Source organism: Streptomyces panaciradicis (genome assembly GCF_023516615.1).
Taxonomy (GTDB): Bacteria; Actinomycetota; Actinomycetes; order Streptomycetales; family Streptomycetaceae; genus Streptomyces; species Streptomyces panaciradicis.
Window position 1 is genome coordinate 1 of the sequence record NZ_JAMGBF010000044.1, and the last position, 24335, is coordinate 24335.

Annotated in this window: 17 protein-coding genes and 1 pseudogene; 6 read left to right on the plus strand and 12 right to left on the minus strand. The window is 72.4% G+C overall.

Annotated elements, in window-relative coordinates:
• Positions 1–484: 484 nt before the first annotated feature.
• The 4 genes from ligA to M8J74_RS17005 form a co-directional block, all read right to left on the minus strand.
• A complete protein-coding gene (ligA, locus tag M8J74_RS16990; RefSeq protein ID WP_249837208.1) occupies positions 485–2578 on the minus strand; it encodes an NAD-dependent DNA ligase LigA in 2094 nt (697 codons plus the stop codon).
• 64 nt (positions 2579–2642) lie between these two features.
• Entirely contained in the window at positions 2643–2858 is a 216-nt protein-coding gene (locus M8J74_RS16995) for a hypothetical protein (RefSeq protein WP_058921009.1), read from the minus strand.
• A gap of 92 nt (positions 2859–2950) precedes the next feature.
• On the minus strand, positions 2951–3361 hold the full coding sequence (locus M8J74_RS17000) for a (R)-mandelonitrile lyase (RefSeq protein ID WP_249837209.1): 411 nt from the start codon (positions 3359–3361) through the stop codon (positions 2951–2953).
• A gap of 170 nt (positions 3362–3531) precedes the next feature.
• Entirely contained in the window at positions 3532–4548 is a 1017-nt protein-coding gene (locus tag M8J74_RS17005; RefSeq protein WP_249837210.1) for a zinc-dependent alcohol dehydrogenase family protein, read from the minus strand.
• Positions 4549–4759: 211 nt separating this feature from the next.
• On the opposite strand from M8J74_RS17005, the gene M8J74_RS17010 reads away from it, so the two are divergent.
• Positions 4760–5644 (plus strand): helix-turn-helix transcriptional regulator, encoded by an 885-nt coding sequence (locus M8J74_RS17010; RefSeq protein ID WP_249837211.1) that lies wholly within the window; start codon positions 4760–4762, stop codon positions 5642–5644.
• A 47-nt stretch (positions 5645–5691) separates the two neighbouring features.
• Here M8J74_RS17010 and M8J74_RS17015 read toward each other — a convergent pair whose 3' ends face one another.
• Positions 5692–6591, minus strand: coding sequence for a YihY/virulence factor BrkB family protein (locus M8J74_RS17015; RefSeq protein WP_249837212.1), 900 nt, complete (start codon positions 6589–6591; stop codon positions 5692–5694).
• Between the two features lie 555 nt (positions 6592–7146).
• Between M8J74_RS17015 and M8J74_RS17020 the strand changes: the two genes are divergently transcribed.
• Positions 7147–7854 carry a hypothetical protein gene (locus M8J74_RS17020; protein WP_249837213.1) on the plus strand — a complete coding sequence of 236 codons (708 nt, stop codon included), beginning with the start codon at positions 7147–7149 and terminating at the stop codon, positions 7852–7854.
• A 135-nt stretch (positions 7855–7989) separates the two neighbouring features.
• Here M8J74_RS17020 and M8J74_RS17025 read toward each other — a convergent pair whose 3' ends face one another.
• A complete protein-coding gene (locus M8J74_RS17025) occupies positions 7990–8439 on the minus strand; it encodes a spore-associated protein (protein WP_249837214.1) in 450 nt (149 codons plus the stop codon).
• Between the two features lie 202 nt (positions 8440–8641).
• On the opposite strand from M8J74_RS17025, the gene M8J74_RS17030 reads away from it, so the two are divergent.
• A complete protein-coding gene (locus M8J74_RS17030; protein WP_249837215.1) occupies positions 8642–9226 on the plus strand; it encodes a TerD family protein in 585 nt (194 codons plus the stop codon).
• A gap of 137 nt (positions 9227–9363) precedes the next feature.
• Here the strand turns inward: M8J74_RS17030 and M8J74_RS17035 are convergent.
• From M8J74_RS17035 to M8J74_RS17045, 3 genes and pseudogenes are all read right to left on the minus strand, one after another.
• Positions 9364–9975: pseudogene (locus tag M8J74_RS17035) on the minus strand (DUF2231 domain-containing protein); the annotation flags it as partial.
• A 130-nt stretch (positions 9976–10105) separates the two neighbouring features.
• On the minus strand, positions 10106–11647 hold the full coding sequence (locus M8J74_RS17040) for a glycoside hydrolase family 76 protein (RefSeq protein ID WP_372500196.1): 1542 nt from the start codon (positions 11645–11647) through the stop codon (positions 10106–10108).
• A 38-nt stretch (positions 11648–11685) separates the two neighbouring features.
• The gene (locus M8J74_RS17045) at positions 11686–14397 is read right to left on the minus strand and encodes an AAA family ATPase (protein WP_249837216.1); all 2712 of its coding nucleotides are present in this window, start codon (positions 14395–14397) and stop codon (positions 11686–11688) included.
• Positions 14398–14644: 247 nt separating this feature from the next.
• On the opposite strand from M8J74_RS17045, the gene M8J74_RS17050 reads away from it, so the two are divergent.
• Positions 14645–15478 (plus strand): alpha/beta fold hydrolase, encoded by an 834-nt coding sequence (locus tag M8J74_RS17050; RefSeq protein WP_249837217.1) that lies wholly within the window; start codon positions 14645–14647, stop codon positions 15476–15478.
• A gap of 155 nt (positions 15479–15633) precedes the next feature.
• Here M8J74_RS17050 and M8J74_RS17055 read toward each other — a convergent pair whose 3' ends face one another.
• Entirely contained in the window at positions 15634–17025 is a 1392-nt protein-coding gene (locus tag M8J74_RS17055) for a dihydrolipoyl dehydrogenase family protein (protein ID WP_249837218.1), read from the minus strand.
• Positions 17026–17541: 516 nt separating this feature from the next.
• Between M8J74_RS17055 and M8J74_RS17060 the strand changes: the two genes are divergently transcribed.
• On the plus strand, positions 17542–19719 hold the full coding sequence (locus M8J74_RS17060; protein ID WP_372500197.1) for an AfsR/SARP family transcriptional regulator: 2178 nt from the start codon (positions 17542–17544) through the stop codon (positions 19717–19719).
• 208 nt (positions 19720–19927) lie between these two features.
• A complete protein-coding gene (locus M8J74_RS17065; RefSeq protein ID WP_249837220.1) occupies positions 19928–22723 on the plus strand; it encodes an ATP-binding protein in 2796 nt (931 codons plus the stop codon).
• 18 nt (positions 22724–22741) lie between these two features.
• On the opposite strand, the gene M8J74_RS17070 is transcribed toward M8J74_RS17065, so the two are convergent.
• Both M8J74_RS17070 and M8J74_RS17075 read right to left on the minus strand, forming a co-directional pair.
• On the minus strand, positions 22742–23596 hold the full coding sequence (locus M8J74_RS17070; protein ID WP_249837221.1) for an MBL fold metallo-hydrolase: 855 nt from the start codon (positions 23594–23596) through the stop codon (positions 22742–22744).
• Between the two features lie 232 nt (positions 23597–23828).
• Positions 23829–24335, minus strand: a complete 507-nt coding sequence (locus M8J74_RS17075) for an MDR/zinc-dependent alcohol dehydrogenase-like family protein (RefSeq protein ID WP_249837222.1) — start codon at positions 24333–24335, stop codon at positions 23829–23831.

Below are 24335 nucleotides of genomic sequence, written 5' to 3' on the forward strand. Positions count from 1 at the left end.
ACCCTGCGGTTCCTCGGCGAGCGGACCGTGGTGGTCAAGGCGGTGGCGCACAGTCCGTTCAAGGTCGGCACCGTCACGTTCACCAGCGCCATCACCCAGCGTGCGATCGTCGACGCCAGTAAGCAGGTGCCCGGGCAGGCGAGCTGACCGCGTGAGCGCGGGGCTGCCGGTGCCGCGCAGGCAGGCCCGCGGGTGTCGGGGGTGCTGACCGGCGCCGCGCGCTCCGCCCCCGGTGGTGAAAAAGGCCCCGGCTGGACGGGGGAGACCAGCCGGGGCCGTACGGGGTGGCTTGCGGAGGGCGGTCGCCTCTCGGCGGGATGCTCCATGGGGCTTCAGCCGAACGATCGTCCCCATGGGCGGAAGGTGAGGCCCGGGGACACTGTCCCCTCCGCAGCCACACCTGAATGAACGGTCGACCACCCGGGACTGTTCCCGGTCCCTCCCCCCTGCCGGGGTGATGTGAGGCACACCCGCCGGAGAGGGATCACCCGATGAAGTCGGCCACCAGAGCGGCGAATTCGTCCGGGGTGGCCAGGCGGACGCCCAGGGTCTCGGCCTTGGCCCGCTTGGAGCCGGCGCCGTCCCCGGCGACGACCAGGCTGGTCTTCTTGGAGACGCTGGAGGAGGAACGGCCGCCGGCCCGTTCGATCAGCTCGTTCATCTCGTTGCGGCTGAGCTTCTCCAGTGCACCGGTCATCGCGCCGGTGACCACCACCGTCATCCCGGCCAGCGGTCCGCCCTCCGTTCCCGCGGCCTCACCGCCGGCGTCCGCGTCGCCGGTCGGGGCGGCGGCCGACGGGGGAGTGGCGCCGGGTTCCGTCATGTTCACCCCGGCGGCGGCCAGCTTGTCGATGAGCGGGGCGAGTTCGGCGAGCTCGGCGACGATCGACGGGGCCTTCTCGGTGCCGATGCCCTCGACCTGCTGCATCGCCTCCGCGTCCGCGGCGCGGATGTCGTCCATGGTCGCGAAGTGCCTCGCGATACGGCGGGACATGGAGCGGCCGGTGCCGCGGATGCCGAGCGCGCACAGCACCCGGGACAACGGCTGCTCCTTGGCCGCGCCGATCGCGGTGAGGAGGTTGTCGGTGCTGGTCTCGCCCATTCGCTCCAGCCTCATCAGCTGCTCGCGGGTGAGGGCGAACAGGTCGGCGAGATCGGCCACCAGGCCGGCATCCACGAGCTGGACCACCCGAGTGTGCCCGAGGCCCTCGATGTCGAGCTGATCGCGGCCGGCGGCGTAGGACAGGGCGGCCACCAGGTGGCAGTTGCGTCCGTTCTCGCAGCGCCAGCGCTGCTCGCTGGTGTCGATCCCGGCTCCGCAGCGCGGGCACACCTCGGGGAAGGCGATGGGCCGCTCGTCGCCGGTGCGCAGGTGGGCGACGGGGGCTTCGACGCGGGGGATGACGTCGCCGGCCCGGTGCACCATCACCTGGTCGCCCAGCCGCAGGTCGCGGCGGGTGATGTCGGCCGGATTGTGCAGGGTGGCGTAGGTGATGGTGGCGCCGTCGATCTCGACCGGCTCCAGGACGGCACGCGGGGCGATGATGCCGGTGCGGCCGACGTTCCACTCCACCTCCAGCAGCCGGGTGATCTTCTCGACCGCCGGCAGCTTGTACGCGATGGCCCAGCGCGGAGCGCGCGAACCCGACCCCGCCGCCTGCTGGTCGGCGGCCAGGTCCGCCTTGACGACGATCCCGTCGATCCCGAACGGCAGCTCGGCCCGCAGCGCGGCGATCTCCTGCACCCGGGCCAGCACCCGCTCGGTGGTGTCGGCGGTGATGCCGGGCACCGCGGTCGTGGCGGTGGTGTGGACGCCGTACGCGGCGGCCTGCGTCATGAGCTCGCTGTGCGCGAGTTCGCCCAGCCGTGCGGCGAGCGCCGCGTCGGTGTCGGGCAGGGGCAGCAGGCCGTAGCCGAAGAACGTCATCGGTACGGTGTAGGCGCGCTCCTTGGCGCGCAGGGTGCCGGCGGACGCGCCGCGCGGGTTGGCGAACGGCTGCCCGCCGTGCGCCGTACGGACCTCGTTGGCGTGCTCGAACTGGGCCGTCGTCATGAGGACTTCGCCGCGCACCTCGACGGTGACCGGTTCGGCGAGTTCGTCCGGCAGGCCCTCGATGGTGCCGATGGCGTGCGAGACGTCCTCACCGGCCGTCCCGTCCCCGCGGGTGATCAGCTGTCTCAGACGGCCGTTGGTGTAGCGGGCGGCGACCGCGAGACCGTCCAGTTTCGGCTCGACGCTGAACCGCTCGGGCTCATGGCCGATGCGGCGGGCGAGCGAGGCCGTCCAGGCGGTGAACTCGTCCGGCGAGAACACGTTGTCCAGGCTCAGCATCGCCACCGTGTGCGGGACATCGCCCTCCACGGCGCCGCCGGCGACCTTCCCCGTCGGCGTGTCGGGCAGCACCTGCTCGGGATGGTCCGCCTCCCACGAGGCGATGCCGCGTACCAGACGGTCGTAGGCGTCGTCGTCGAGTGCCGAGGTCCCGCCCGCGTAGTAGGCGGCGGCCGCCGTCACCGCCTCTTCGACCGCCTGGGCGTAGGCGGCGGCATCCGTGATCACTGCTGCAGGTGTCGTCATGTCCGTCATCCTGCCTGCCACCACTGACAATGCCCCCGAGGAGCGGGCCGCGGGCGGCCGGGTCTCAGTGCTCCCACATGTCCGGTCCGCCGCCCCGCCACTCGATCGACCCCGACTGCCGCACCCACGCCTCGTCGGTGCTCTCCAAGCCCGCGAGGCGCAGGAACTCGATGATGTCCAGCAGCCCGTACGCCATCCCGACGAACCGCTCCGCCACCCGCACCCGCCGCCCTCCGTCTTCGGCGGGCGGGTAGATCACGATGGGCTGCGTGCTGGTCATGGCACCAGCGTGCGGTCTCGGGCGCCGGCTCGCATGCGGGACAGCGGCCCACGGGAGGGGCCGCATCGAGGTGTCCCGCCGTGGCGCACGAGTCAGCGGGCCGTCCGCAGGGCGTCGGCGTACTGCTCGTCGGTGACGGGCTCCAGCCAGGTGGTGCCGTCGCCGTCGGCGTTGCCGACGACCATGGCGATGTGCGCCATGAGGGTGGTGTCGGTGGCGCCGTGCCAGTGCTCCTCGCCCGCGGGGCACCTGACGGTGTGGCCGGAGCTGACGCGCACGACACCGCCGTCGCGGGTGCCGACCAGTCCGGTGCCGTCGGTGACGTAGAGGGTCTGGCCGTTGGCATGCCGGTGCCAGTTGGTGCGCGCACCGGGCGTGAAGCGGACCAGGGCGGCGACGAGGCGGGCGGGTTCGGTCGGAGTGTCGATCATGTTGAGGTAGACGTCGCCGGTGAACCGTTCGGCCGGTGCCTTGGCGGTAGGGGTCGAGGTGATGTGCTCCACGTTGATCTTCCTGTGGTTCGGTGGTGTCGGTCTGTGCCGGGGTGCGTCCGGGCGGAGGCGCGTTCGGCGGCGATCTTCAGGCCCCTGCGCTCGTCGCGTTGGGCCGTCCGGCGTGGCCGGCGCGGGGGCCGTGGCTTCGGGCAGCGCTGGGACGTCGCGCTGCGCGCAGGTCAGGGCTTGAGCAGGGTCTTGATGGCGCGGCGCTCGTCCATGGCCTTGTAGCCCTCGGCGACCTGGTCGAGCGGCAGGGTGAGGTCGAAGACCTTGCCCGGGGCGATGGCGCCGGTCAGGACGCGGTCGATGAGGTCGGGCAGGTAGCGGCGAACGGGGGCGGGGCCGCCGCGCAGGCCGACGTGGGAGAAGAACAGCTCCTGTCCGTCCACGGCGACGCCGTGCGGGACGCCGACGAAGCCCACGTTGCCGCCCGGCCGGGCGCAGCGCAGGGCCTGGTGCATGGCCTCCTCGGTGCCGACGCACTCCAGCACACTGTCCGCGCCGATCCCGCCGGTCAGCTCGCGGATCCGGGCGACGCCGTCGTCGCCGCGCTCGGTGACGATGTCGGTGGCGCCGAACTCGCGGGCCAGGTTCTGCCGCGGCTCGTGCCGCGACATGGCGATGATCCGCTCGGCGCCCCTCTCCCTGGCGGCGATGACCGCGCACAGGCCGACCGCGCCGTCCCCGACGACCACGGCGGTCGAACCGGGGCCGACCTCGGCGGCGTCCGCGGCCCACCAGCCGGTGCCCATGACGTCGGACACGGCCAGCAGGCTCGGCCACAGCTCCTCGCCCGGAACCCGGTCGGTGGCGACCAGGGTGCCCTGGGCGTTGGGGATGCGGACGTAGTCGGCCTGGCAGGTGGACATGAACTCGCGGTGCAGACAGTTGGACTGGAAGCCGTTGCGGCAGTTGGCGCAGGTGTTGTCGGAGGTGGCGAAGGAGCCGACGACGAACTGGCCCGGCTTGACCGCGGTGACCTCGCTGCCGACCTCCTCGACGAAGCCGACGTACTCGTGGCCCATCGGGTGCGGCCGGTCCGTCGGCTCCAGACCTCGGTAGGGCCACAGGTCCGAGCCGCACACGCAGGTTACGGCCGTACGGATGACGGCGTCGGTCGGAGCGAGGATCTCGGGGTCGTCCAGGGTCTCGAGGCGGATGTCACCGGGGGCGTGGATCATTGCGCCGCGCATGAGGGAGTCCTTCGCGTGCCGGGGCGACGGACCAGGGGGAACGGCCGCCGCCGGGTGCAGAGCCATGGGGCGTCCGCCCGCCGGCTCGCGGCCGGGGGAAGAGCACCACGTCCTCCATCCAACCCGCGCCCGGCACGCGGAGCGAGGCACCGTCGAAGGGTGTACTGCCAGTACATCCCTGCGGTCGCGCAGGGGACGTACCGTCGAAGGCGTGGACAACCAGGCAGAGGTCCGCGAGTTCCTGACCTCGCGGCGCGCGAAGATCACCCCCGAGCAGGCCGGCCTGCCCTCGGGCAGCCGGCGCCGGGTGCCGGGCCTGCGCCGCAGCGAGGTCGCGGCCCTGGCGGACATGAGCGTCGAGTACTACTCCAAGCTGGAGCGCGGCAACCTCGCCGGCGCCTCCCCGGCCGTCCTGGAAGCCCTGGCCCGGGCTCTGCGGCTCGACGGCGCCGAACGCGCCCACCTGCTCAACCTCGCGCACGCGGCCGACGGCTCCGACACCCTCACGCGCCCCCGGCGCCGCTCGACGCAGTGGAAGGCGCACCGCAGCCTGCAATGGGTCCTGGACGCCGTCACCGCCGGTCCGGCCTTCGTGCGCAACGGCCGTATGGACCTCCTCGCCGCCAACCGGCTCGCGCGCGCCCTTTACGCCGACGTCTACGCCACGCCCCACAACCAGGCGAACCTGGCCCGCTTCAGCTTCCTCGACCCGGCTTCGCGCCGTTTCTACCCCGACTGGGACCTGGCCGCCGACATCGCCGTCGCCATTCTGCGCACCGAAGCCGGCCGCAACCCCCACGACAAGGGCCTCCACGACCTCGTCGGTGAACTGTCCACCCGCAGCGACGACTTCCGCACCCGCTGGGGCGCCCACGACGTCCGCCACCACGGCACCGGCACCAAGCGCTTCCACCACCATGCCGTCGGCGAACTCACCCTCGCCTACGAAGGGTTGGAGATGGCCGCTGAGCCCGGCCTCACCCTCACCATCTACACCGCCGAGCCGGGCTCCCCCTCCGAGGAGGGCCTGCGGCTGCTCGCCTCCTGGGTCGCCACCCGGGACGCCGGGGCCGCGGAGACCTCCGCGCCGAACTGACCCCCTGACGCGCCACAGGTTCGCTCACAACCACTGTTGTGCCGGGGTCACGGCATCTTGACGGCGTCCTTGCTCAGCTCGGCCGTGAACTGCGCGCCGCTGAGCAGCGCGAGGTTGGACAGCCACAGCCAGATCAGGAACACGACGGCGCCGGCGAGGGAGCCGTAGAGCCTGCTGTACGTGCTCAGCGTGGAGGCGTACAGCGCGAAGCCGGTGGAGACGGCCAGCCACAGCAGGGCGGCCAGGACCCCGCCGGGCAGACTGTGCGCACGCCGGCGTGCGGTGACCGGACCGGTGTGGAAGACCACGATGACCAGCAGCGCCACCAGGCACAGCAGCAGCGGCCAGCGCAGCACGCTCCAGCCCCAGGCCGCCGTGGCGCCCAGGCCGAACACCCGGCCCACGTTCTCGGCGACGGGCCCCGTGAGCAGCAGGGCCAGAGAACCGGTCAGCAGCAGGACGAGCAGTCCGAACGCGGTGAGCACGATGCGGTGGGCCCGGCGCAGCGGCGAACGGCTGTCCTCGACCCGGTGCATTCGGTGCAGCGCACGGCGGAAGACGGCGAGATAACTGGAGGCCGACCACAGTGCGCTCACGGTGCCGACCACCAGCAGGGGCCACGCGCCCCCGTCCACGCCCAGCATCCGGGACAGGGCGGCGTGCAGGGCCACCGCCGACTCTGCGGGCGCGTAGGCGGTGACCTGCGTGACGAACTCCCGGGCCGTGCCGGGACTGATCAGCCCGAACGCGAGGACCGCCACCAGCAGAGCGGGCAGCACGGCGAGGATCGCGTAGTACGTCAGGGCCGCCGCGAAGTCCGAGATGTCGTCGTTCCACAACGACACCGGCGTACGCCGAAGCGCCGGCCACCAGGTGGCCGGCGGCCGGGACGCGCGGGCGGTGCGCACGGCCGGGCGGGTGTCACTGGGGTACGGGTCAACGGACATGAGGCTCACGATGCGATACGGCGCCGAGGCGCAGGTGGAGGTGCGGAAAAGACGGCGCTCCGGAGCGTCCGGCTCTCCAGGTCACCGCGTTCAGGACGGGCGGCAGAGCGGTGCCGCCGCAGCCGGGTGCGGCCGGTCTCCGGGCCGTCCCCGCCTCCGGGGCCGGAGGCCCGCAGACATCCATGGTCACGGTGATGGTGTCCTTTCCTGCCGTGCTCGGTCGTCAGGGCGTCATTCCCTGTTTCGACCCGCTCCGGCCGCTGCTGTGACGCGGATGCCCCGAAAAGAGCTCGCCAGGCCACCGCGGTCGCGCTCGTCGACGTTGATGCCCAGAGCATCCCCGTACCGGTCGATTTCATCCGCCCGCGAGCGGCGCCGCATCCCGGCCGCCTTCCACTGGCGCGTTCTCGTGCTCCCGGGTACGTGCGGGAGGCGGGGGCGTAGGCTCGAGCGGACCGAGGGTTCCTCGTGTGCCGGCCAAGACGCCGCACCGTTCTCGGTGAACGACGACGCCGGGTGCCGGACTCCGTCCGGTCGCGGAGCAAGGTTCGTCCCATGACCGCGCACAAGCCGGCCCACCCGGCGACCAGCCGTCCCAGGCCGGTGGGGTCACACCGGAACTCCCCCGAGGAGCCGATGCCGCACGCGCGGCGGCGGGGAGCGCCGCCCGAGGAGGGTGAATTCGTCAGGGCGCTGACCAGGCGCCAGGTCGACGACCGGATGGGGGAACTCGACGCGTTGTACGCACGCACCGCGACGTGCGCTCCGCGGGAGCCGACGTACGGGGGACCCTCGGGCCAGGACCGTGGCACGGCCTTTCAGCGGCGGCTTGCGGAGCATGCGCGGCGGCCGGGGTTCGAGCTGCTCGTCGCGGAGGCCGTCGGTTCTTCGGGTGCGAAGGCACTCACGGCGTGTGCCTACGGTTTCCCGGTGCACCGCGCCGGGTCCTGGTGGCGGGACCTCGACGGATATCTTCCACAGGACCTGCTCGACCTCGCCGCCGTGGACGGGCTGTTCGTCGTGGCCGGCATCCTCGTCGAGCGCCGCGTGCGCACCCAGGACCAGACCCGCGACTGGAACCTCGCCCGGCGCCTGCAGAAACGGCTGCTCGGTGGTCACACCGGCGTTCCCGCCGTCACCCTGGTGGACGGCGGCGACCTGGAGTCGTACCGGGCGCTGCTGGCCTGGGGCTGGCGCCCCTCGCCGGCCGGGACCTGGGGGACCTCCCGTTTCGCTCCTCGCCGCCTCCTGGTGCTCCGCTGACGGCGGCGGGCGCAGCGTGCAGGGCAGTGCCGCCTCCGGCCGTCGGCACGGGTCGGGGCCGGGTGCGGTGTCGGCGCGTCGGCATCGAGGCCGACGTGCCCGCACCCGGCCCCTCGCCGGACATGGACGGGCGGTTCAGCGGGTCGAGGTGACCCGGTGCTCCTTCAGGGCGGCGCAGTTGGAGCCCGTCACCTGGACGGTCACGTTGGAGATGCTGCCGCCCCAGTCGATGCAGTGACCCTTGCCGTACACGTACGCCGGTCCCGCGTACGACGTGTACTGCCCGAAGTCATTGGCGCCCTGGTCGGTGTCGGGCACGTAGATCCAGGTGGACATGTCCACGGCGGTACCCGGGTTGCTGCGGATGGTCGCGACGCAGTTCTTGCCGTTCGTGGCGTTGTACGTCAGGTAGACGGTGCCCAGAGAGCCGACGGCGGCGGAGTTCACGGTCTTGTAGGCGCTGCCGCAGACCTTCTGCGGCGTGGTGTTGGGCGCGGCGGAGGCCGGCGCCGCCAGGGCCGTCGCGGCTCCCAGGGCGACGGCGGCCATGGCCGTGGAGATCAGGGCGGACCGATGGAATCTCATGTTTTCCCCCTTGTGACGGTCACGTGCGGTGCTCGCGCTCACCTCGGTCGGGTGCGGCGCGGCAGCCAGTCTCCGCCGAGGAGACAAGGCGTCACAAAGCTTTCGACGAGGCTCGAACCGGGGGCCTACCCGTCACCGGGAACCAAACAGGCACCAGGCACACTCTGCGTGTTGTAGTTCCATCGACGGAGGAAGCGCACACATGATCACGCTCACCAAGGAAGACGGTCCGGCCGACCTGGACGGGGTGACCCACCTGTCCATCGGCGTTTCCTGGGATCCCACGGCCGGCAGCAGCGGCGGAGTGCTGGGCAAGCTGCGCCGCAAGAGCGGCACCGATCTGGACCTGATCGCCATCGCCCTGCAGGGCGGAGATCCGGTGCGCCTCGCGGGGCTGGACTCGCTCGACCCGATGGGCAACGGCTCGTTGGTCCACAGCGGCGACAACCAGACCGGACACGGCGACGGCGACGACGAGAAGGTCACCGTCGAGTTCGCCCGGATCCCGCCCAACATCACGTCGATCGTGTTCGTGGCCGCCGCCTACAAGAAGGGCAGCTCCTTCCAGAAGGCGCGCAACGTGAGCTTCAAGGTCTACGACGCCACAGGGGGCAGCTCTCAGCAGGTCGCCGACATCTGGCCGAGCCTGCTCACCCAGGACAACGGCTGCGCCGTGGCGAAGGCGGTGCGCGTCGGGGGCAGTTGGAAGCTCGAAGTGATCAACACGACGGGGAAGATCAAGCAGGGCGACGAGCATGCGCTGATGCGTTTCGCCGCCAGCAAGTAGGAGTTCGGCACTGAGGTCGGCTCATCGAAGGCCGGGGACGGGTCTCGCCGGCGGTGCACTGGGTGTGCCGCCCGGCGTGGGGCGACGTCACGAACGGTCGGTCTCGTGCCCCGCCGCGTCGATGGCGTCGCGCCTGCCGGTCCCGCCGGATGGCTGCATCGGTCGGCCAGCGCGCGTACGTCCCCGCCGCTCTCCCGGACCACCAGCACGGGCACGTCGTCCACGGTGCGCCGCACCGCCCGGCCGGCCGGGAACTCGGCCACGGCACCGATCCGGTGCCCCAGGAAGGCGAGTCCACGGCCGGCTCCGGTGCGGTTCGTGGCACGGCAGGCGAGCGAGGCGGCGTACAGCCCGACGGCCGCCGTGTTCGCCAGCGCGTGCACCAGGCCGACGCGCTGCTGGGGGCGATGCAACTCGGCCCAGTCGACGGCTCCCGCCAGCGTGGCCGGGGCGGCGGCGGCCAGGCCGACGCCGATCAGCAATCCCGCCTCGCGTGAACGCCCGGGCCGCAGATCCAGCACGGCGGCGGACAGCCAGCTGCCGATGGGGACCTGCACCATCAGCGGATGCACGGGATGGCCCAGCCACCTGCCGTGCAGCAGGTCGCGGCCACCACCGCCCAGCGGCAGGGCCCGCACGCCACGGCTGACCAGGTCGATCACCGTGTCGGTACGAGTCTGCCGCTCCAGGCCGTCCAGCAGCCGCAGCAGCCTGTTCTGCCCCGTCCGACGATGTCGTGTGTCCCTCATGGGGCGCAGGGTCCCCCTCAGCGCAGGGCACGAACGGCCCGCCCGGCCGGGACGGGCGCGTGACCCGGCCGAGGCGGCCGGTCCGGGGACCCGAAACGGTTTCGACGGCGTACGACGGTCCCGTCGCCGGTCACTGGCCTGCCGCGTTGAGCAGGTCCAGCACGCTTTGCTGGCAGCCGTAGTCGCTGCTGCCCGCTCCGCCGTTCCAGTGCGGGCCGTACTGGTCGAGGGCGTTGCGGTCGTGGGCGTAGGCCGCGTCCGCCCAGCGGTCCAGGGTGGCCGCGTAGGGATGGTCGGACAACTGGGCGTCGAGCCTGCCCAGGCCGCGGACGTAGGCACCCTTGAAGGACGGGCCGTCGCCTGTGCAGCCGTCGGACTCGCCCGGTTCGCGCAGGACCCCGTCGGTCTGAAGGCGGACCGTGGAGGCGTCGGCCAGCTGCCGGGCCGTGGTGAGCAGAGAGCTGTCTCCCGTTGCCCGGTACAGCTCGGTGAGCCCGCCGAGGACGACGCCCTGGTTGTAGGTCCAGGTGGTCTGGCCGTTGTTCGCGCAGGCGTCGGTGAGACCGTCGTTGATCAGGTGATCGCCGTTGATCATGCCGCTCTGCCGGAACCAGGCCCACTCGTTCCTCGCCCGGGCCAGATAGACGGAGTCACCGCTGATCCGGTTGTGGAGCGCTGCGTTGAGCTGGAGGAACAGTTCGTTGGTGATGGCGTTCTTGTAGGTCTTCGTCTCGTTCCAGAGCACTCCGCCGCCGCAGGTCGCGGTCCAGTAGGCGTTCATGTGGTCGGCGTCGGCGCGCGCGGTGTTCAGATAGCGGCTGTCCCCGGTGGCGTCGTAGGCGGCGACCCAGGCCAGGCCCCACCAACCGGTGTCGTCCAGATAGTCGTTGGTGAAGTTGCCGCCCTGGGCGCCGATGTTCTTGTCGTAGGTGGAGGCGATGGCGTACCGGTAGCTGGGCATGCCGCTGACGCGGGCGTTGTCGAGGACGGCGGTCAGGGCGTTGGCGGCCGTCCACCAGCCGTTGCCGCCGAACAGACCCGTGGTGCGGTCGTACGACATCATCAGCGCGGTCGCCGCGGCGGTGCCCCGGCTCCAGGCGTTCCAGTCGACCCGGGCCCAGGCCGTGCAGGTGATCTCCGGGCGGTCCCCGGCCTTGCCGCAGGCGCGCAGCGCTCCGACGCCGCTGGTGTTCCAGTCGTCGACGTTGTACATGAGGGTGCGCCAGCCGCGGGAGCCGGCAGGTGTCGTGGTGTCGCCGAGTTTGCTGCCGCCGGACCAGCTGCGGCCGCCGTCGAAGCTCCGGTCCAGCCAGACCTCGTCACCCGGGTTGCCGTCGTCGATGGAGGCCCACCCCATGACATCGTTGTCCGAGAGATGCAGTCGCACGGTGCGGCCGTACAGGGTGCTGCTGACGGGAGTGCGGTCGGAGGTGGCCGACGCGGGGTCGCGGGCGTCGCAGTACTTGTTGCAGATGCCGGCCGCCGCGGCCGCGTCCGCGGGCGACGGCGTGCCGAAGGTCAGCAGCGCGCCGAGGACGGCGGCCGCCGATGCGGTCGCCGCGGCGCGACGGGATCCGGGTGAGTGAGGCACTGGCCACCTCCGGTGGGGGTGCGGAAGTCTGGTACGGACCTGTGCGGGAAGGCTCTCAGCGTGCCGCTTGGTAGAGGACATGTCAATGAGTGAGCGGCCCCGTGCTCAGGTCGCGACGGTCACTCGTCGAACGCCTTCAGCGCGTCCCGCAGCGCGGCACGCGACGTGATGCCCAGCTTGGGGAACACCCGGTAGAGATGAGCGCCCGCTGTGCGGGGCGAGATGTTGAGCTGCTGGGCGATCTGCTTGTTGGACAGCCCGCTCGCCGCGAGTTCGGCGATACGGCGCTCCTGCGCGCTCATCGCCACCCTGCCTCCGCCCTGCGGCAGCCCGACGTCCACGCCGGCCGCCCGGAGCTCGTTGCGGGCGCGGCGGGCCCACGGGGGCGACTTGAGATGCTGCTCGAACAGTTCCAGGGCCGCGCTCAACTGGACGCGGGCGGCGGTGTATTCCCGGCGGCGGCGCAGCCATTCGCCGTACAGCATGCGGGTGCGGGCGTAGTCGTACGTCCACAGGCCGGCGTCCGGCAGGGCGAGTGCGGCTTCGTAGAGCTCCTCCGCCTGCTCGTCGGGTGCGGTGATCGCCCTGCCGGCGGCGAGGATGAGGGCGTGGTGCGGCGAGATGGCGTCGATGCGCGCCTGCCGGCCCGCTTCCACGTGTGCCCGGGCCTCGGCCACCCTGCCGGTGCGCATCGCGGATTCCACGAGGTCCAGGAACACGCGGGGGAAGTGCGGAAAGTGCGGGGTCAGCTCTCCCGGTGGCGTCAACGCGGCGGTCAGCGCGAAGGCCTCCTCGAAGTCCCCGCGTCCGACCGCCGCACGTGCGCGAGTCTCGTTCACCGTGCTCAACAGCAGGTTCATACGGCGGGGTTGGGCCCAGGCGGTGATCGCCTCGCAGTGCCCGCGCAGCGCCTCTTCGTCGCCCCGGCCGGAGGCCACCATCGCCAGCCCGTAGGTGAAGACCATGTGGAGCAGGTTGTACTCGTGGTCGGCGGCGTCCGCGATGTTCCTCGAGCCGACGGCGATCATCTTGTCCCAGTCGCCCAGCATGAAGGCGTCGTGGGCCCGCGCCACTTGGGCGAAGCGCAGACTGTCGTACGCGTCGTGGCCGACAAGGTCCCGCCACACACCGTCGTAGAAGGCGAAGCAGTCCACGTACATCGCCGAGTAGATCAGCCAGGTGACCCGCCACGAGGGGGTGGCGGGGGAGAGGGCGGCCGTCGCGCGGTCCAGCCGCTGCCGTACGTCATGGGCGGTGCGGGCGGGGTCGGCGACGGCGTCGAAGCACATCCGTGCGGCCTCCGAGACCCGGCCGAGCAGGTCGTACACAGGTGGCCACAGTTCGGCGCGTCCTGCCCAGACGGCCGCGTTGAGCAGGACGTAGAAGGCGTCGTCGAACGCGTCGGAGTCCTCCAGGACACTGTCTTCGGCGGCCGCCCGCATGACGGGGACGAGGACGCGGAAGACGGCGTCGATGTCTCCCTCCCGGTGGAACAGCACGTAGGCGGCGGCCGCCGTCCCCCGCAGGGTCTCCGCGCTGTTCGCCTCGGCCAGTTCGCGTGCCGTCTCCAGCAGGCCGCCGATGCCGGCGGCGAAGGCCGCCTTGTCCAGACGGCCGGTACGGGCGGCCCGGTCCTGGCTGAGTTCGGCCGCACGACGGAACGCCGCGGCCGCCTCCGCGGCGCCGCCGCGGGCCAGGGTCCGCTCGGCGGCTTCGGTCAGCTCGACGGCCACTGATTCGTCGGGTCCGTCCGAGGCGTGGGCGAGGTGCCAGGCACGTCGTTCCGGTTCCCCCTTCGCGACGGAGGCCAGCAGCCCGTGCGCGGCTCTGCGACGGCCACCGGGCGACATGTGCACCACGCAGGAACGGGCCAGGGGGTGGCGGAAGGTGACCTGCTCCGCCAGGTGGTCGACGCGGATCAGCCCGACCCGCTCGGCGGCCTCCAGCAGGCGGTCGACTTCCTCCGCACCGGCCTGGGCCGACGCCGCCCTCACGTCTCGCAGGTTGCCGGGGCGCTGCCCGTCCAGCGCGGCCAGGAGCAGCGCGAAGCGAGCCGGCGGCGTCAGTGCGCGAAAACGGTCGGCGAAGACGCTCTCGAGGCGGCTGCTGAGGGGGAGATTCACCGGCAGAGCCTCGATGCCGTCCCGCTGGGCGGCGCTGAGCTGACCGGGAAGCTCCACGAGGGCCAGGGGATTGCCCTCGGCCTCCTGCAGGAGTCGTCGCCGCGTCGGTTCGGCCAGCCCGGGATGTCTGTCGTTCAGCAGCGTCAGCGCGTCGGCGGGCGCGAGCGGGCCGACGTCGAGCACGCGCAGTCCCGTGGTGTCCAGGAACCCGTTGCCCTTGCTGCGCGCGGCCATGACGAAGGCCGCTCTGCAGCTGCCGAGGCGGCGCGTCAGGAAGGTCAGCACCTCGGCACTGGAGCGGTCGATCCAGTGGACGTCGTCCACGACGACCGCCAGGGGCCGCTCCTCGGACGCGGCCTGCACGAGCGCCAGCGCCGCCGCGGACAGGGCGAACCGGCCCGGTGCCTGGCCCTCGCGCAGGGAAAGGGCCTGCTCAAGGGCGCGACTTTGGAAAGAGGGCAGTTTCCCGAGGTGGTCGAAGAGCGGGTAGAGCAGCTGGTGCAGGGCGGAGAAGGCCAGTGCCTGCTCGCTCTCGACGCCGACGAGCCGCAGCAGACGCAGCCCGTCCGCCCGGGCCCGCGCGGCGACGGCATCCAGCAACACGGTCTTCCCGACCCCGGGGTCGCCCTGCAGCAGCAGTGCTGTCCCCTCGTGCTCCGCACCGGCCAACACGGCCCGAAGAGCGTTCAGTTCGGACGTACGGCCCACCAACGACAAAGTTCCTCCCACACCGGCTGCCGGTTGTCCCGTCCGGCGCCACCATGATGCGGCCGAAGGGACGCCGGACGCATCTGTCGGTCGACTGGTGGCGGCGAAGGACGCGGAATCGGTGAGGACCCGGCGCCCGCGCCTACGGTCATATGGCCGATGGCCGGGCCCGGACCGGCGGGCACACTCGACGACGTCCCCGTGTGCCGCCCGACCTCCCCGCCTGACCGACTGCCGAGGAACCGACATGTATGTGGATGCTCCCAACCAGGTGATCAAGGCTGCTGACGGGGTGCGGTACGCCTACCGGCGCAGCGGTCCCACGGGAGCCTCCCCCCTCGTCCTGTTGCAGCACTTCCGCGGCACACTCGACAGCTGGGACGGCGCTCTCATCGACGCCCTGTCCGCCGAGCGGGACGTCATCGTCTTCGACAACGCCGGGGTGGGACTCAGCACCGGGCGGATCTGCCGCACCGTGCGTGAACTGGCCGCTGACACCTTCGCCTTCCTGGACGCCCTGGATGTGCGCCGGCCCGACGTACTGGGCTACTCGATGGGCGGCTTCACCGCCCAGGAGATGGCGTTGCTGCGCCCAGCCGCGGTGCGCCGCCTGATCCTCGCGGGCACTGCTCCCCGGGGTGCCACGGGGACGCACGGCTACCCGGACGATGTGCTCGCGCACGCCGATGTCGAGCCTTGCAGTATCCAGGACTACCTCTACACCTTCTTCAACCACACCCGGACGAGCCAGCGCAGCGGACTCGGGTCCATAGGCCGGGGCATCGAACGCGAGGACGACCGCGATCTTCCCCTCACGACGGCCGGCCGCGCCGCGCAGTACGAGGCCGTGGTCGAGTGGGGCGTCCCGGACCACCGGTCCCTGCAGCGCCTCGCCGGCGTCGGCCATCCCGTGTTCGTGGCCGGAGGGGATCGTGACCTCGTCGCGCCTGCGCGGCTGCTCCACCTGCTGGCCGGTCTGCTGCCGAACGCACAGGTGAAGATCTACCCCGATGCCGGCCACGGCTTCCTCTTCCAGCATCACCGGCAGTTCGCGCAGGACGTGACGACCTTCTTGAGCTGAGCGTTCAGCGGCGTGGACCATCAGGGACGCCTGCGCGAGGGGCCGGGACTCCGACGAGGCAAGCCATCCGTGATCCGCTCACCGGCCGCGCCCATCGGCTTCCGGGCGCGAGACGTGGGGGCACCGGACCACGTTCGCTGCCCCCGAGCATGGCGTCAGTCCACCCACTTGGTGAACAGCGCGTTCAGTCCTTCCGCCATGGTCGGATGGGCGATCAGTCCGTCGCGGAGCCGGGTGAAGGGCATGCCGGCCCACATCGCCGTCTGCACCACGCTGAGCACCTCCGAGGATTCGGGGCCGAGGAGCGCCACACCGAGGATCTCCTCGGTCCGCCGGTCGACGACCGCCTTCCACAGGCCCCGGGTCTCGCGCAGCGTGCGGGCGCGGGGTATGGCGTCGACCGGCAGCTTGGCGACCCGGATGTCACGGCCGGTGGCACGGGCCTGTTCCTCGGTGAGCCCCACCCGGGCGAGTTCCGGGTCGGTGAACAGGTTCCACGGGACCAGGCGTCCGGCTGTGCTGCGCGAACCGCCCTCGATGTTGGCCTTCACGATCCGGTAGTCGTCCAGCGAGACATGGGTGAACTGCGGACTGCCCGCCACGTCGCCCACGGCCCAGGTGTGCGGGGCGTCGGTGGCGAGGGTGTCGTCGACACGGATGAAACCGCGCTCGTCGGTCCGTACGCCCGCCGCGTCCAGGCCGAGGTCGCGGGTGACCGGTTCACGGCCGACGGCCACGAGCACGTCGTCCGCGACGAGGGTCCGGCCGTCCTCCAGCACCAGGCGCACGGACTGCTCCTCGTCCCGGGAGACCTCCTTGACGGCGGCGCCCACGAGCACGTCGACACCGTCCTGGCGCAGGCAGTCGGTGAGCACCCCGGCGATGTCGGCGTCCTCGTGCGGCAGCAGGCGGGGGTTGTGGTCGAGCACGGTGACCCGGCTTCCGAAGGCCGCGAACATCTGCGCGAACTCCAGGCCGACATAGCCGCCGCCGATCACCGCCAGCCGCTCCGGGATCCGCGCCAGCCCCAGGAGCGTCTCGCTCGTCAGCGGCCGGACGTCGGCCAGTCCCGGCAGCGAGGGCAGCCGCGGCACCGTACCGGTGTTGATCACGACGTCCGCGCCGCGCACGATGCGGCGCCCGCCGTCGTTCACATCGATCTCGACCGTCCGCTCGGCCACGAAGCGGGCCGTGCCGAGGACGAGGTCCATCCCGCTGTCCAGGAACTGGCGGTGGTTGAGCTCGACCATGTCCGCCACCACGCCCTCCTTGTGGGAGCGCAGCATCGGCAGGTCGACCTCGAGCTTGCCCAGACTGAGTCCGAGCGACTGCGCGGCAGCGGCCCGGCGAGCCAGCCGGGCGCTGGTGACCAGGGACTTGGTGGGTATGCACGCCACGTTGATGCACGTGCCGCCGATCATGCCGCGCTCGACCATGACGACCCTGCGACCGGCCCGCGCCATGTCCATGGCCAGGGTCTTCCCCGCCTTCCCGCCGCCCACGACCAGCAGGTCGACGTCCTCCACGACATCACCGGGATCGATCATGACTGTGCGTCCTCCTCGAAGGTGTACCGCTGCGCGTACGGCGACCGGACCCCCAGCACGTCGCGGGTGTGTGCCGCCGTGCCCCAGCATCGTCCCGCGCCTCCGGACGCGCATCCGTCGAATGACTCGTGTACGAATGCCGCGCGGCCTTCCGCCGGACCGGCGTTCCCTTGCCGGTGCATGCCGCCCGTGACGGCGCCGCGCCGTCCGTCCCACGGGCGCCGTCCGCGGACGTACTCGACGCGGCAGTGAGTCATCCGACCGATGGCTGACGTGGCGGCCCGACCTACGTTGGTCGGGCGGCCAGGGCCGGAGGACGCGTCACTCGGCTTTCACACGGAGGTTGAGCATCCGCGCGCCGCCCACCGACCGGTGGCGCCGGGCCGCCGAGGAACGAGGGGAGACCGTCATGGACAGCACAGAACCGACCAGCGCACGGCGCGTCCCGGCGGCGTACCACCCCGGGCGCCCGGTGCACGCGGGCCTGCGGCACGGACGGGCGGGGGCGGTCCGCCGATGCCCGTGACAGCGGAAGCACCGATCACGGAACCTCCCGGCGAGGCCGTCCGCTTCGCCGTCCTGGGACCCGTCCGCGTGTGGCGGGCGGGGCAGGAGGTGCCGCTCGGGCCTCGTCAGCAGCGGCTGGTCCTGGCCGCGCTGCTGGCCCGCGCCGGACGTCCCGTCTCGTTGACGGAACTGGTGGCCCTGCTCTGGGAGGAGGACCCGCCACGCAGCGCGGTCAACGCGGTGCACCGTTACGTGGGCGCGCTGCGGCGCCTGCTGGAGCCGGGGCTGCCGGCCCGGGCGCCGGGACGGTGGCTCGTACGGCAGGCCGGCGGATATGCGCTCCGGGTCGATGCGGACCGGCTCGACCTGCTGGCGTTCCGAGCAGCGGTGCGACACGCGCGTGCTGTGGCCGCGGCAGGCGACGCGCGGGAAGCGGCGAACCGGTTCGGCTCGGCCCTGGAACAGTGGCAGGGACGCTGCGCCGCCGACCTGGAGGCCGCCGTCGGCACCCACCCGCTGTTCACCTCCGTGGACAACGAGTACGTCGCGGCCGTGTCGGAGGCGGCGGACGCCGCCCTGCACGGCGATCCGCCCGCGTCCGTCCTGGCGGCCGTGCGCCAGGCGGCGCAACGCCACCCTTGGGACGAGGGTCTGCAGGCACGCCTGTTGCTCCTGCTCGCCTCGCACGGCCGCCAGGCCGAGGCGCTGCTGCTGTACCGGCGCGTCAGCGCCATGCTGCGGGAGGAACTCGGAGTGGAGCCCGGGGCGGAGCTGCGTGCCGCGCACGAGCACGTCCTGCGGGGTGGCGAACACGAGCACCGGGGCCGCTCCGGGCCGCAGGGCGCCGTCGTGGGCGCGGACCTCGACGGCCCGCCGGGCGGCGGGCCCGCGGTCGGGCCGCCGTATCCGGTGCCGGCTCAACTACCTGCCGACCTGCCCTGTTTCGTCGGCCGGGAACGGGCGCTGGAGCAGGGGATGGCCCTCGCCGGGCAGACGAGCGGAGCCCTGCGTGTGCTGGCGATCGACGGCATTCCCGGCGTCGGCAAAACCGCCTTGGCGGTCCGCCTGGCCCACCGCGTGGCCGCGCGCTTCCCGGACGGCCAGCTCTTCGCCGACCTCGGCGGCTTCACCGCCGGCGAGGGCGGCCCGTTCGATCCAGGTGAGGTCCTGTACGCGTTCCTGGAATCACTCGGCGTGGAGCGGCAGCGCATTCCGCGCACGACCCGGTCCAGAGCGGCGCTGTTCCGCAGCGTGCTGGCCACCCGCAGCGTCCTGGTGGTGCTGGACGACGTCCGTGACGTGGAACAGGTACGACCGCTGCTGCCCGGCGCGCCGCGGTGCATGGTCGTGATCACCGGCCGAGGGCGGCTGAGCGGGCTGGCCGCGGCCCATGGTGCGCGGATGATCGGTCTCGGCGTGTTCTCGGCGGCGGAGGCGGTCGGATGTCTCGCCGAACGGGTCGGGTTCGGCTCCGACGCGGACACCGGCGTCATCGAGGAGATCGTCGAGCGGTGTGGCCGTCTGCCCCTGGCCCTCAGCATCGTGGCCGCTCGTGCGGTCGGTCGTGCCGGCGGTCTGTCGAGGCGGACGGTGGCGGAACTGGCCGACGCCACCAAGGGCCTGGACGTATTCAGTGACGACGACCGCGGCAACGACCTCCGCGCCGCCTTCGCCCGGTCCCACCGCACTCTGAGCCCCGACGCGGCCCGAGCGTTCCGTCTGCTGCCCTCCCACGGGAGGCTGGACTTCGCCACCTCCGACCTGGCGATCGCGACAGGCCTGTCGGCGTCGGCGGCCGCGGCGGCCGTGGGCGATCTGGTCCGTGCCCGACTGCTGACGGCCCTGGGTCCCGACCGGTACGAGGTCCACCCGCTGATCCTGGCCTACGCCGCCGAACGGGGGCGCGTGCCACGGGACCGGTGGGCCGTCGTGCAGCGTCCGAGTGCCGACCGTGGCAGGGCGCAGGCACCGGTGCCCGAGCTGACAGACCTGTTGCCGCGCGTTTCTCGTCCCGGCCTCGGCGCAGTGTCCGGCGAGGCCGTGGTGGGCGCGGGCCCCGACACAGACGACGCGCAGGCGTTCCTGGCGGCCGTGGGGCTCGGCGGTCTCGCGCGACCGCCCCATTCGGCGGCCCCGTCCGGCAGGCAGGGCGACGACCGGGTCCGCGCACGGTCCCCGTCGGGGTAGGGCTCTCGTGCGGTGGGGTGTTCGGCGGGGGATCTGGGTCCTCCTTCTGCCGCCTCCCGTCGAGGTGCCCGGCCGACGGCGACGAGCGTCCGGCGGGGCCGTCCGCGGTGCTTCCCGTAGCCATGTGACCTCACGAAATGTCCTGCTAGGCTCCCTCTTCGGGTGAATGGGCGCTCGCCCTTGCGACGACGTCCAGCCGGGAGGTGGCATGGCTGCGGGAGACGACGCCGAGCGGGCTACGGGCATCGTCGGACGTGAGGCCGAGCTGACCTGTCTGCGGGAGTTCCTCTCGGCCGCCCACCCGGATGCGCACCCCACGACGCTCGTCGTCCAGGGCGAGGCCGGATCGGGCAAGAGCACGCTGCTGAACGTGGCGGCACGGCAGGCGTCCGGCCGAGGTGTCCGCGTGCTGCGCTGTGCGGGACACCAGGGTGAACGCGACCTCGCCTTCGCCGGCCTGCACCAGCTGCTCGAGCCGGTCCGGGACGGCGTCCACGCGCTGCCGCCGGCGCAACGGCGAGCCCTGCTGGCCGTCTTCGGCTGCGGCGAGGGCGAACCGTGGGCCGGCCAGGACCTGCCCGGGCGGCTGCTGATCAACCTGGCCGTGCTGACCCTGCTCTCGGAGGCCGCCGCCGAGCAGCCGCTGCTGCTCGTCGCCGACGACGCGCAGTGGCTGGACGCCTGTTCGCTCGACGCGCTGGCCTTCGTCGCACGGCGGGTTTCCGGTGAGCCGGTGCATCTGCTGATGGGCGTGCGCGGCGAGGCCGTTCCGCGGCAGTTCGGGGCGGACTTCGTTCTCCTGCCCGTGCCGCCGCTGGACGGCGAGGCCGCCGAACGCCTCCTCGACGCCCAGCCGCGATCGCCGCACGGGCGGTTGAGGGAGCACGTACTGCGCCAGGCCGTCGGCAATCCACTGGCCCTGGTGGAGCTCGCCCGCGCCACGGCCGGAGCCGCGTATCCGCTCGCTTCGGCCGGGCCCGCCGAGACGCTTCCGCTCACCGCACGCCTGGAGGACATGTTCGCCGAGCGCCTGGCCGGACTGCCGACGCAGACCCGTCGGGTGCTGCTGTTCGCCGCCGCGGCGGACGCCCCCGACATGCCCGCGGCCCTTCTCGCGGCCGCGGCCTCGGCGTCGGCGGACGTGGAGACGTGGTCGGTCGCCGAGGAGGCCGGGCTGATACGGCTGGAGAGCGGCCGGGTGGTCTTCCGGCATCCCTTGATGCGGTCGGCGATCTACGGCTCGGCCTCCTTCGCGGCCCGCCGTGAGGTCCACCTGTCCCTGGCCCAGATGCTCGACGGCGATCCGGACCGGCGGGCCTGGCACCTGGCCGCCGCGACCCTGGTGCCGGACGAGTCGATCGCCGCGGCCCTCGAGGAGACCGCGGGCCGGGCCCGTCGCCGAGGCGGGTATCGCGTGGCCGCGGCTGCCCTGGAGCGGGCCGCCGAACTCAGTCCCGAGGGAACGCAACGGGCGCGACGGCTGCTGGAGGCCATCGAACTGGCCATGAACGCCGGCGAACCGCTCTGGGTGGAGCAGCTGGCCGCGGGCGTGGTGTCGGCGACCGACGACGAGGCCATGCTGATGACGGCCCGCCTGTGGACCGGCTGGGCGTTGGCGGCGACGACGCGTCAGAAGGCGGCGCTGTCCCATCTGCTTCCGCTGGCCGAGGAGGTGGTGAAGGCTGCGCCGGTCAAGGCGCTGACCGCGGTCGGGCATGCGGCCTTCGTCGTCTACACCACCGGTGAGGAGGACGACCGACGGCAGATGCTCGATCTGCTCGCCCGGATCCCGGTCGACGCGGGCCGGGACTTCGACCAGGTCTGGACCCGTGCCTGCTGCGACCCCTTCGCCGCGCGTGAGACCTCCCTCGAACTGCTGCGGCGCTGCCTGGCCGACCCCGACCGCAAGGTCGACCAGCTGACCATCATGGGTGGCGCGGCCTGGGTGCTGGACGAGACGGCCACCGCGGTCCGGCTCCTGGGGGCCGCCATGGAGCACCTCCAGTCCGCCACGACCGTCGGATCCAACGCCACCCTCGGACAGGCGCTGGCACTGGCGCAGTTCGAGACCGGTGCGTGGGAAGCGGCGTGGGCCTCGGCCGAGGACGCCCGCCGGGTCGCCGCGGAGAACGGCCTGGAGATGGCGGGCCGCGCCGCGATGTTCGTCGCGGCGGCACTGCTGGCCCTGCGGGGCCGGTCCGACGAGGCGCGAAAGGCCATCGACCGTGCCGTGGAGGGGGTGGACCCGGCGGAGAGCCGTGCGCTGGGGGTCCGCGCGAGCTGGGTGCGCGCGGCCGTGGCCGGGGCGGAGGGCAACCACGCCCTGGAGTACGAACTGCTGCGCAGCCTCTTCTCGGTCGGGCCGGACCCGCAACCGGTGCACTATCACGCCTCCTACTACGCCATCGGTGACCTTGCGGCCGCGGCCGTGCGGGTCGGCAAGCAGCAGGACGCCGCCCAGGTGTTGGACGCGGTGTGGCGCCGACTGGAAGGTCACATGTCCCCGCGGATGCTGCTGCTGGTCCGCAGGGCGGGCGCGGTCCTCGCCGAGGACGACAGCACGGAGGAGCTGTTCGCCGCCGCGCTGCGCGACCCTGCGGGCGAACAGTGGCCCTTCGAGCGGGCGGTCGTCCTGCTCGAGTACGGCGAGTGGCTGCGCCGCAGGCGCCGCACCACGGAGGCGCGCACGGAACTGGCGGGTGCGCTGACGGTCTTCGAGCAACTGGGTGCCCGCCCCTGGGTGGAGCGGACCTCGGCGGAACTGCGCGCCTGCGGGGTGAGCGTGCACGGCGACGGCGGTGCGTCACGCGGGATCGACCGGCTGACTCCTCAGCAGTTGCAGATCGCGAGACTGGCGGCCACCGGACTGACCAACCGTCAGATCGGCGAACGGCTGCTGCTGTCCGCCCGCACCATCGGCTTCCACCTGTACCAGACCTATCCCAAGCTGGGCATCACCAACCGCGCTCAGCTCCGCGACGCGCTCAGCGGCATGGGAGCCTGACCGGCCGCCCCCGGGCACTCAGGATGCGCCGGCCGGGTACTGGGAGGTGGCCGAGACGTACAGGGTGTAGGGGTTGCCGCGCTCGCCGTGGGCCGCGGTCATCGTGCGGATCACGTCGGCGGCGCTGTCGCCGGCCCGCACCGCGGCGTCGAAGTCGCTCAGGTAGCGGCGGGAGGCCGCGATCACTCCTGCCGGGTCCGTCTCGTCGGCGCCGGGAGGCTGATGTCCGGCCACCAGCCGGTGCGGACGCAGGTCCTCGACGACGTCCAGGGCGCGCTGCCAGCGGTCGCGCGCCGTCCGATCCGTCTGGGCGAGCCACATGTGGATGCCGTTGTAGGCGACGTCGCCGCCCACCACCGCGTCGAGGTCCGGCACGTGCACCACGGTGGAGGGATCGGTGTCGCTCTGCCCCACCCGCACCGGCCTGAGCTCGTGCCCGTCGACGTCGATCACGTCGCCGTCCAGCGGGCGCGGGCACACGTGCCGGTGGGGCAGCCGCCCCGGGAACAGAGACTCCCAATAGGCCAGGTACGGGGCGCTCAGTTGCTCCTCGGCGTGCGGCACCACCTCGGGCAGTGCCACGGCCACCGCGTCGGGGAACGCGTCGAGGACGACGGACAGCCCCAGGAAGTGGTCCGCGTGACCGTGGGTGACGTACACCGTGGTGAGGATCTTGCCCGTGGCCCGGATCCACTCGGTCAGGTCGCGGGCCTCCTCGGCGGTGATGAGCGCGTCGACGAGGGCGGCCTCGCGCCGTCCGTGCACGAGGGTGGCCGTGCTGGCGGGCCAGGTGGCCCGCTGCCGTGCGTCCCAGCCCGGCGCCGTGGCGGCGATGGGCTTGTAGTCGCTGGTGAAGACGTCGATCGACAGCATGTGTGCTGCTCCGTTCCTGTCGGCGACCCGTGCCGGCGGTTCGCCGGTGCGGCCGGCCCGGTGCGGATGCCGCAGCGTGCTCGACGGGCCGCGCGGACCGCGCCGCGGTGGGGTGGGGTGCTGGGTCCGTGCCACCGTAGGCGCGGTCAGTGGAGCGTTTGTGGACGCGGGAGCGACGATGTTCTCCCTGCTCGTCGATGCCGCTTTCCGGGGGGTGCCGCTCAGAAGCCGCTCAGCGTGATCTTGCCGATGGCCTTGCCGGATTCCAGGATGCGGTGGGCTTCACGCAGGTGAGCGGGTGAACATGAACTCCCTGGAAGGAGATGCTCTTGGACTTCAGCAAGCCGATCTCTACCGGGCCGAAGGCGTCGAGGGCGACGAGCTTGCCGCGCGGCTTCAGGATGTCCGCGTAGGCGGCGAGGCTGCGATCCGTGCCGGTGCTGAAGACGAAGTCCACCGTGCCGGGCGCCAGTTCGGCCACCCTGCGGGGCCAGTGGCTCAGGCGGTGCCGATCACGGTGAGGCTGGTCAGCGCGCGGGCCGACTGGGCCACCATCGCGCCGACACCGCGCGCCGCCGTGGTGCAGACCGAGGTGCTCGAAGAGGCCCTCCCATGCGGTGAGGGATGTCAGCGGCAGGGCCGTCGCCTCGGCGAAGGTGAGGCTCGCGGGCTTGCGGCCCACGATGCGCTCGTCCACGGTGTGGAAGCGGGCGTCGGCGCCCGGCGTGGACCGGATCAT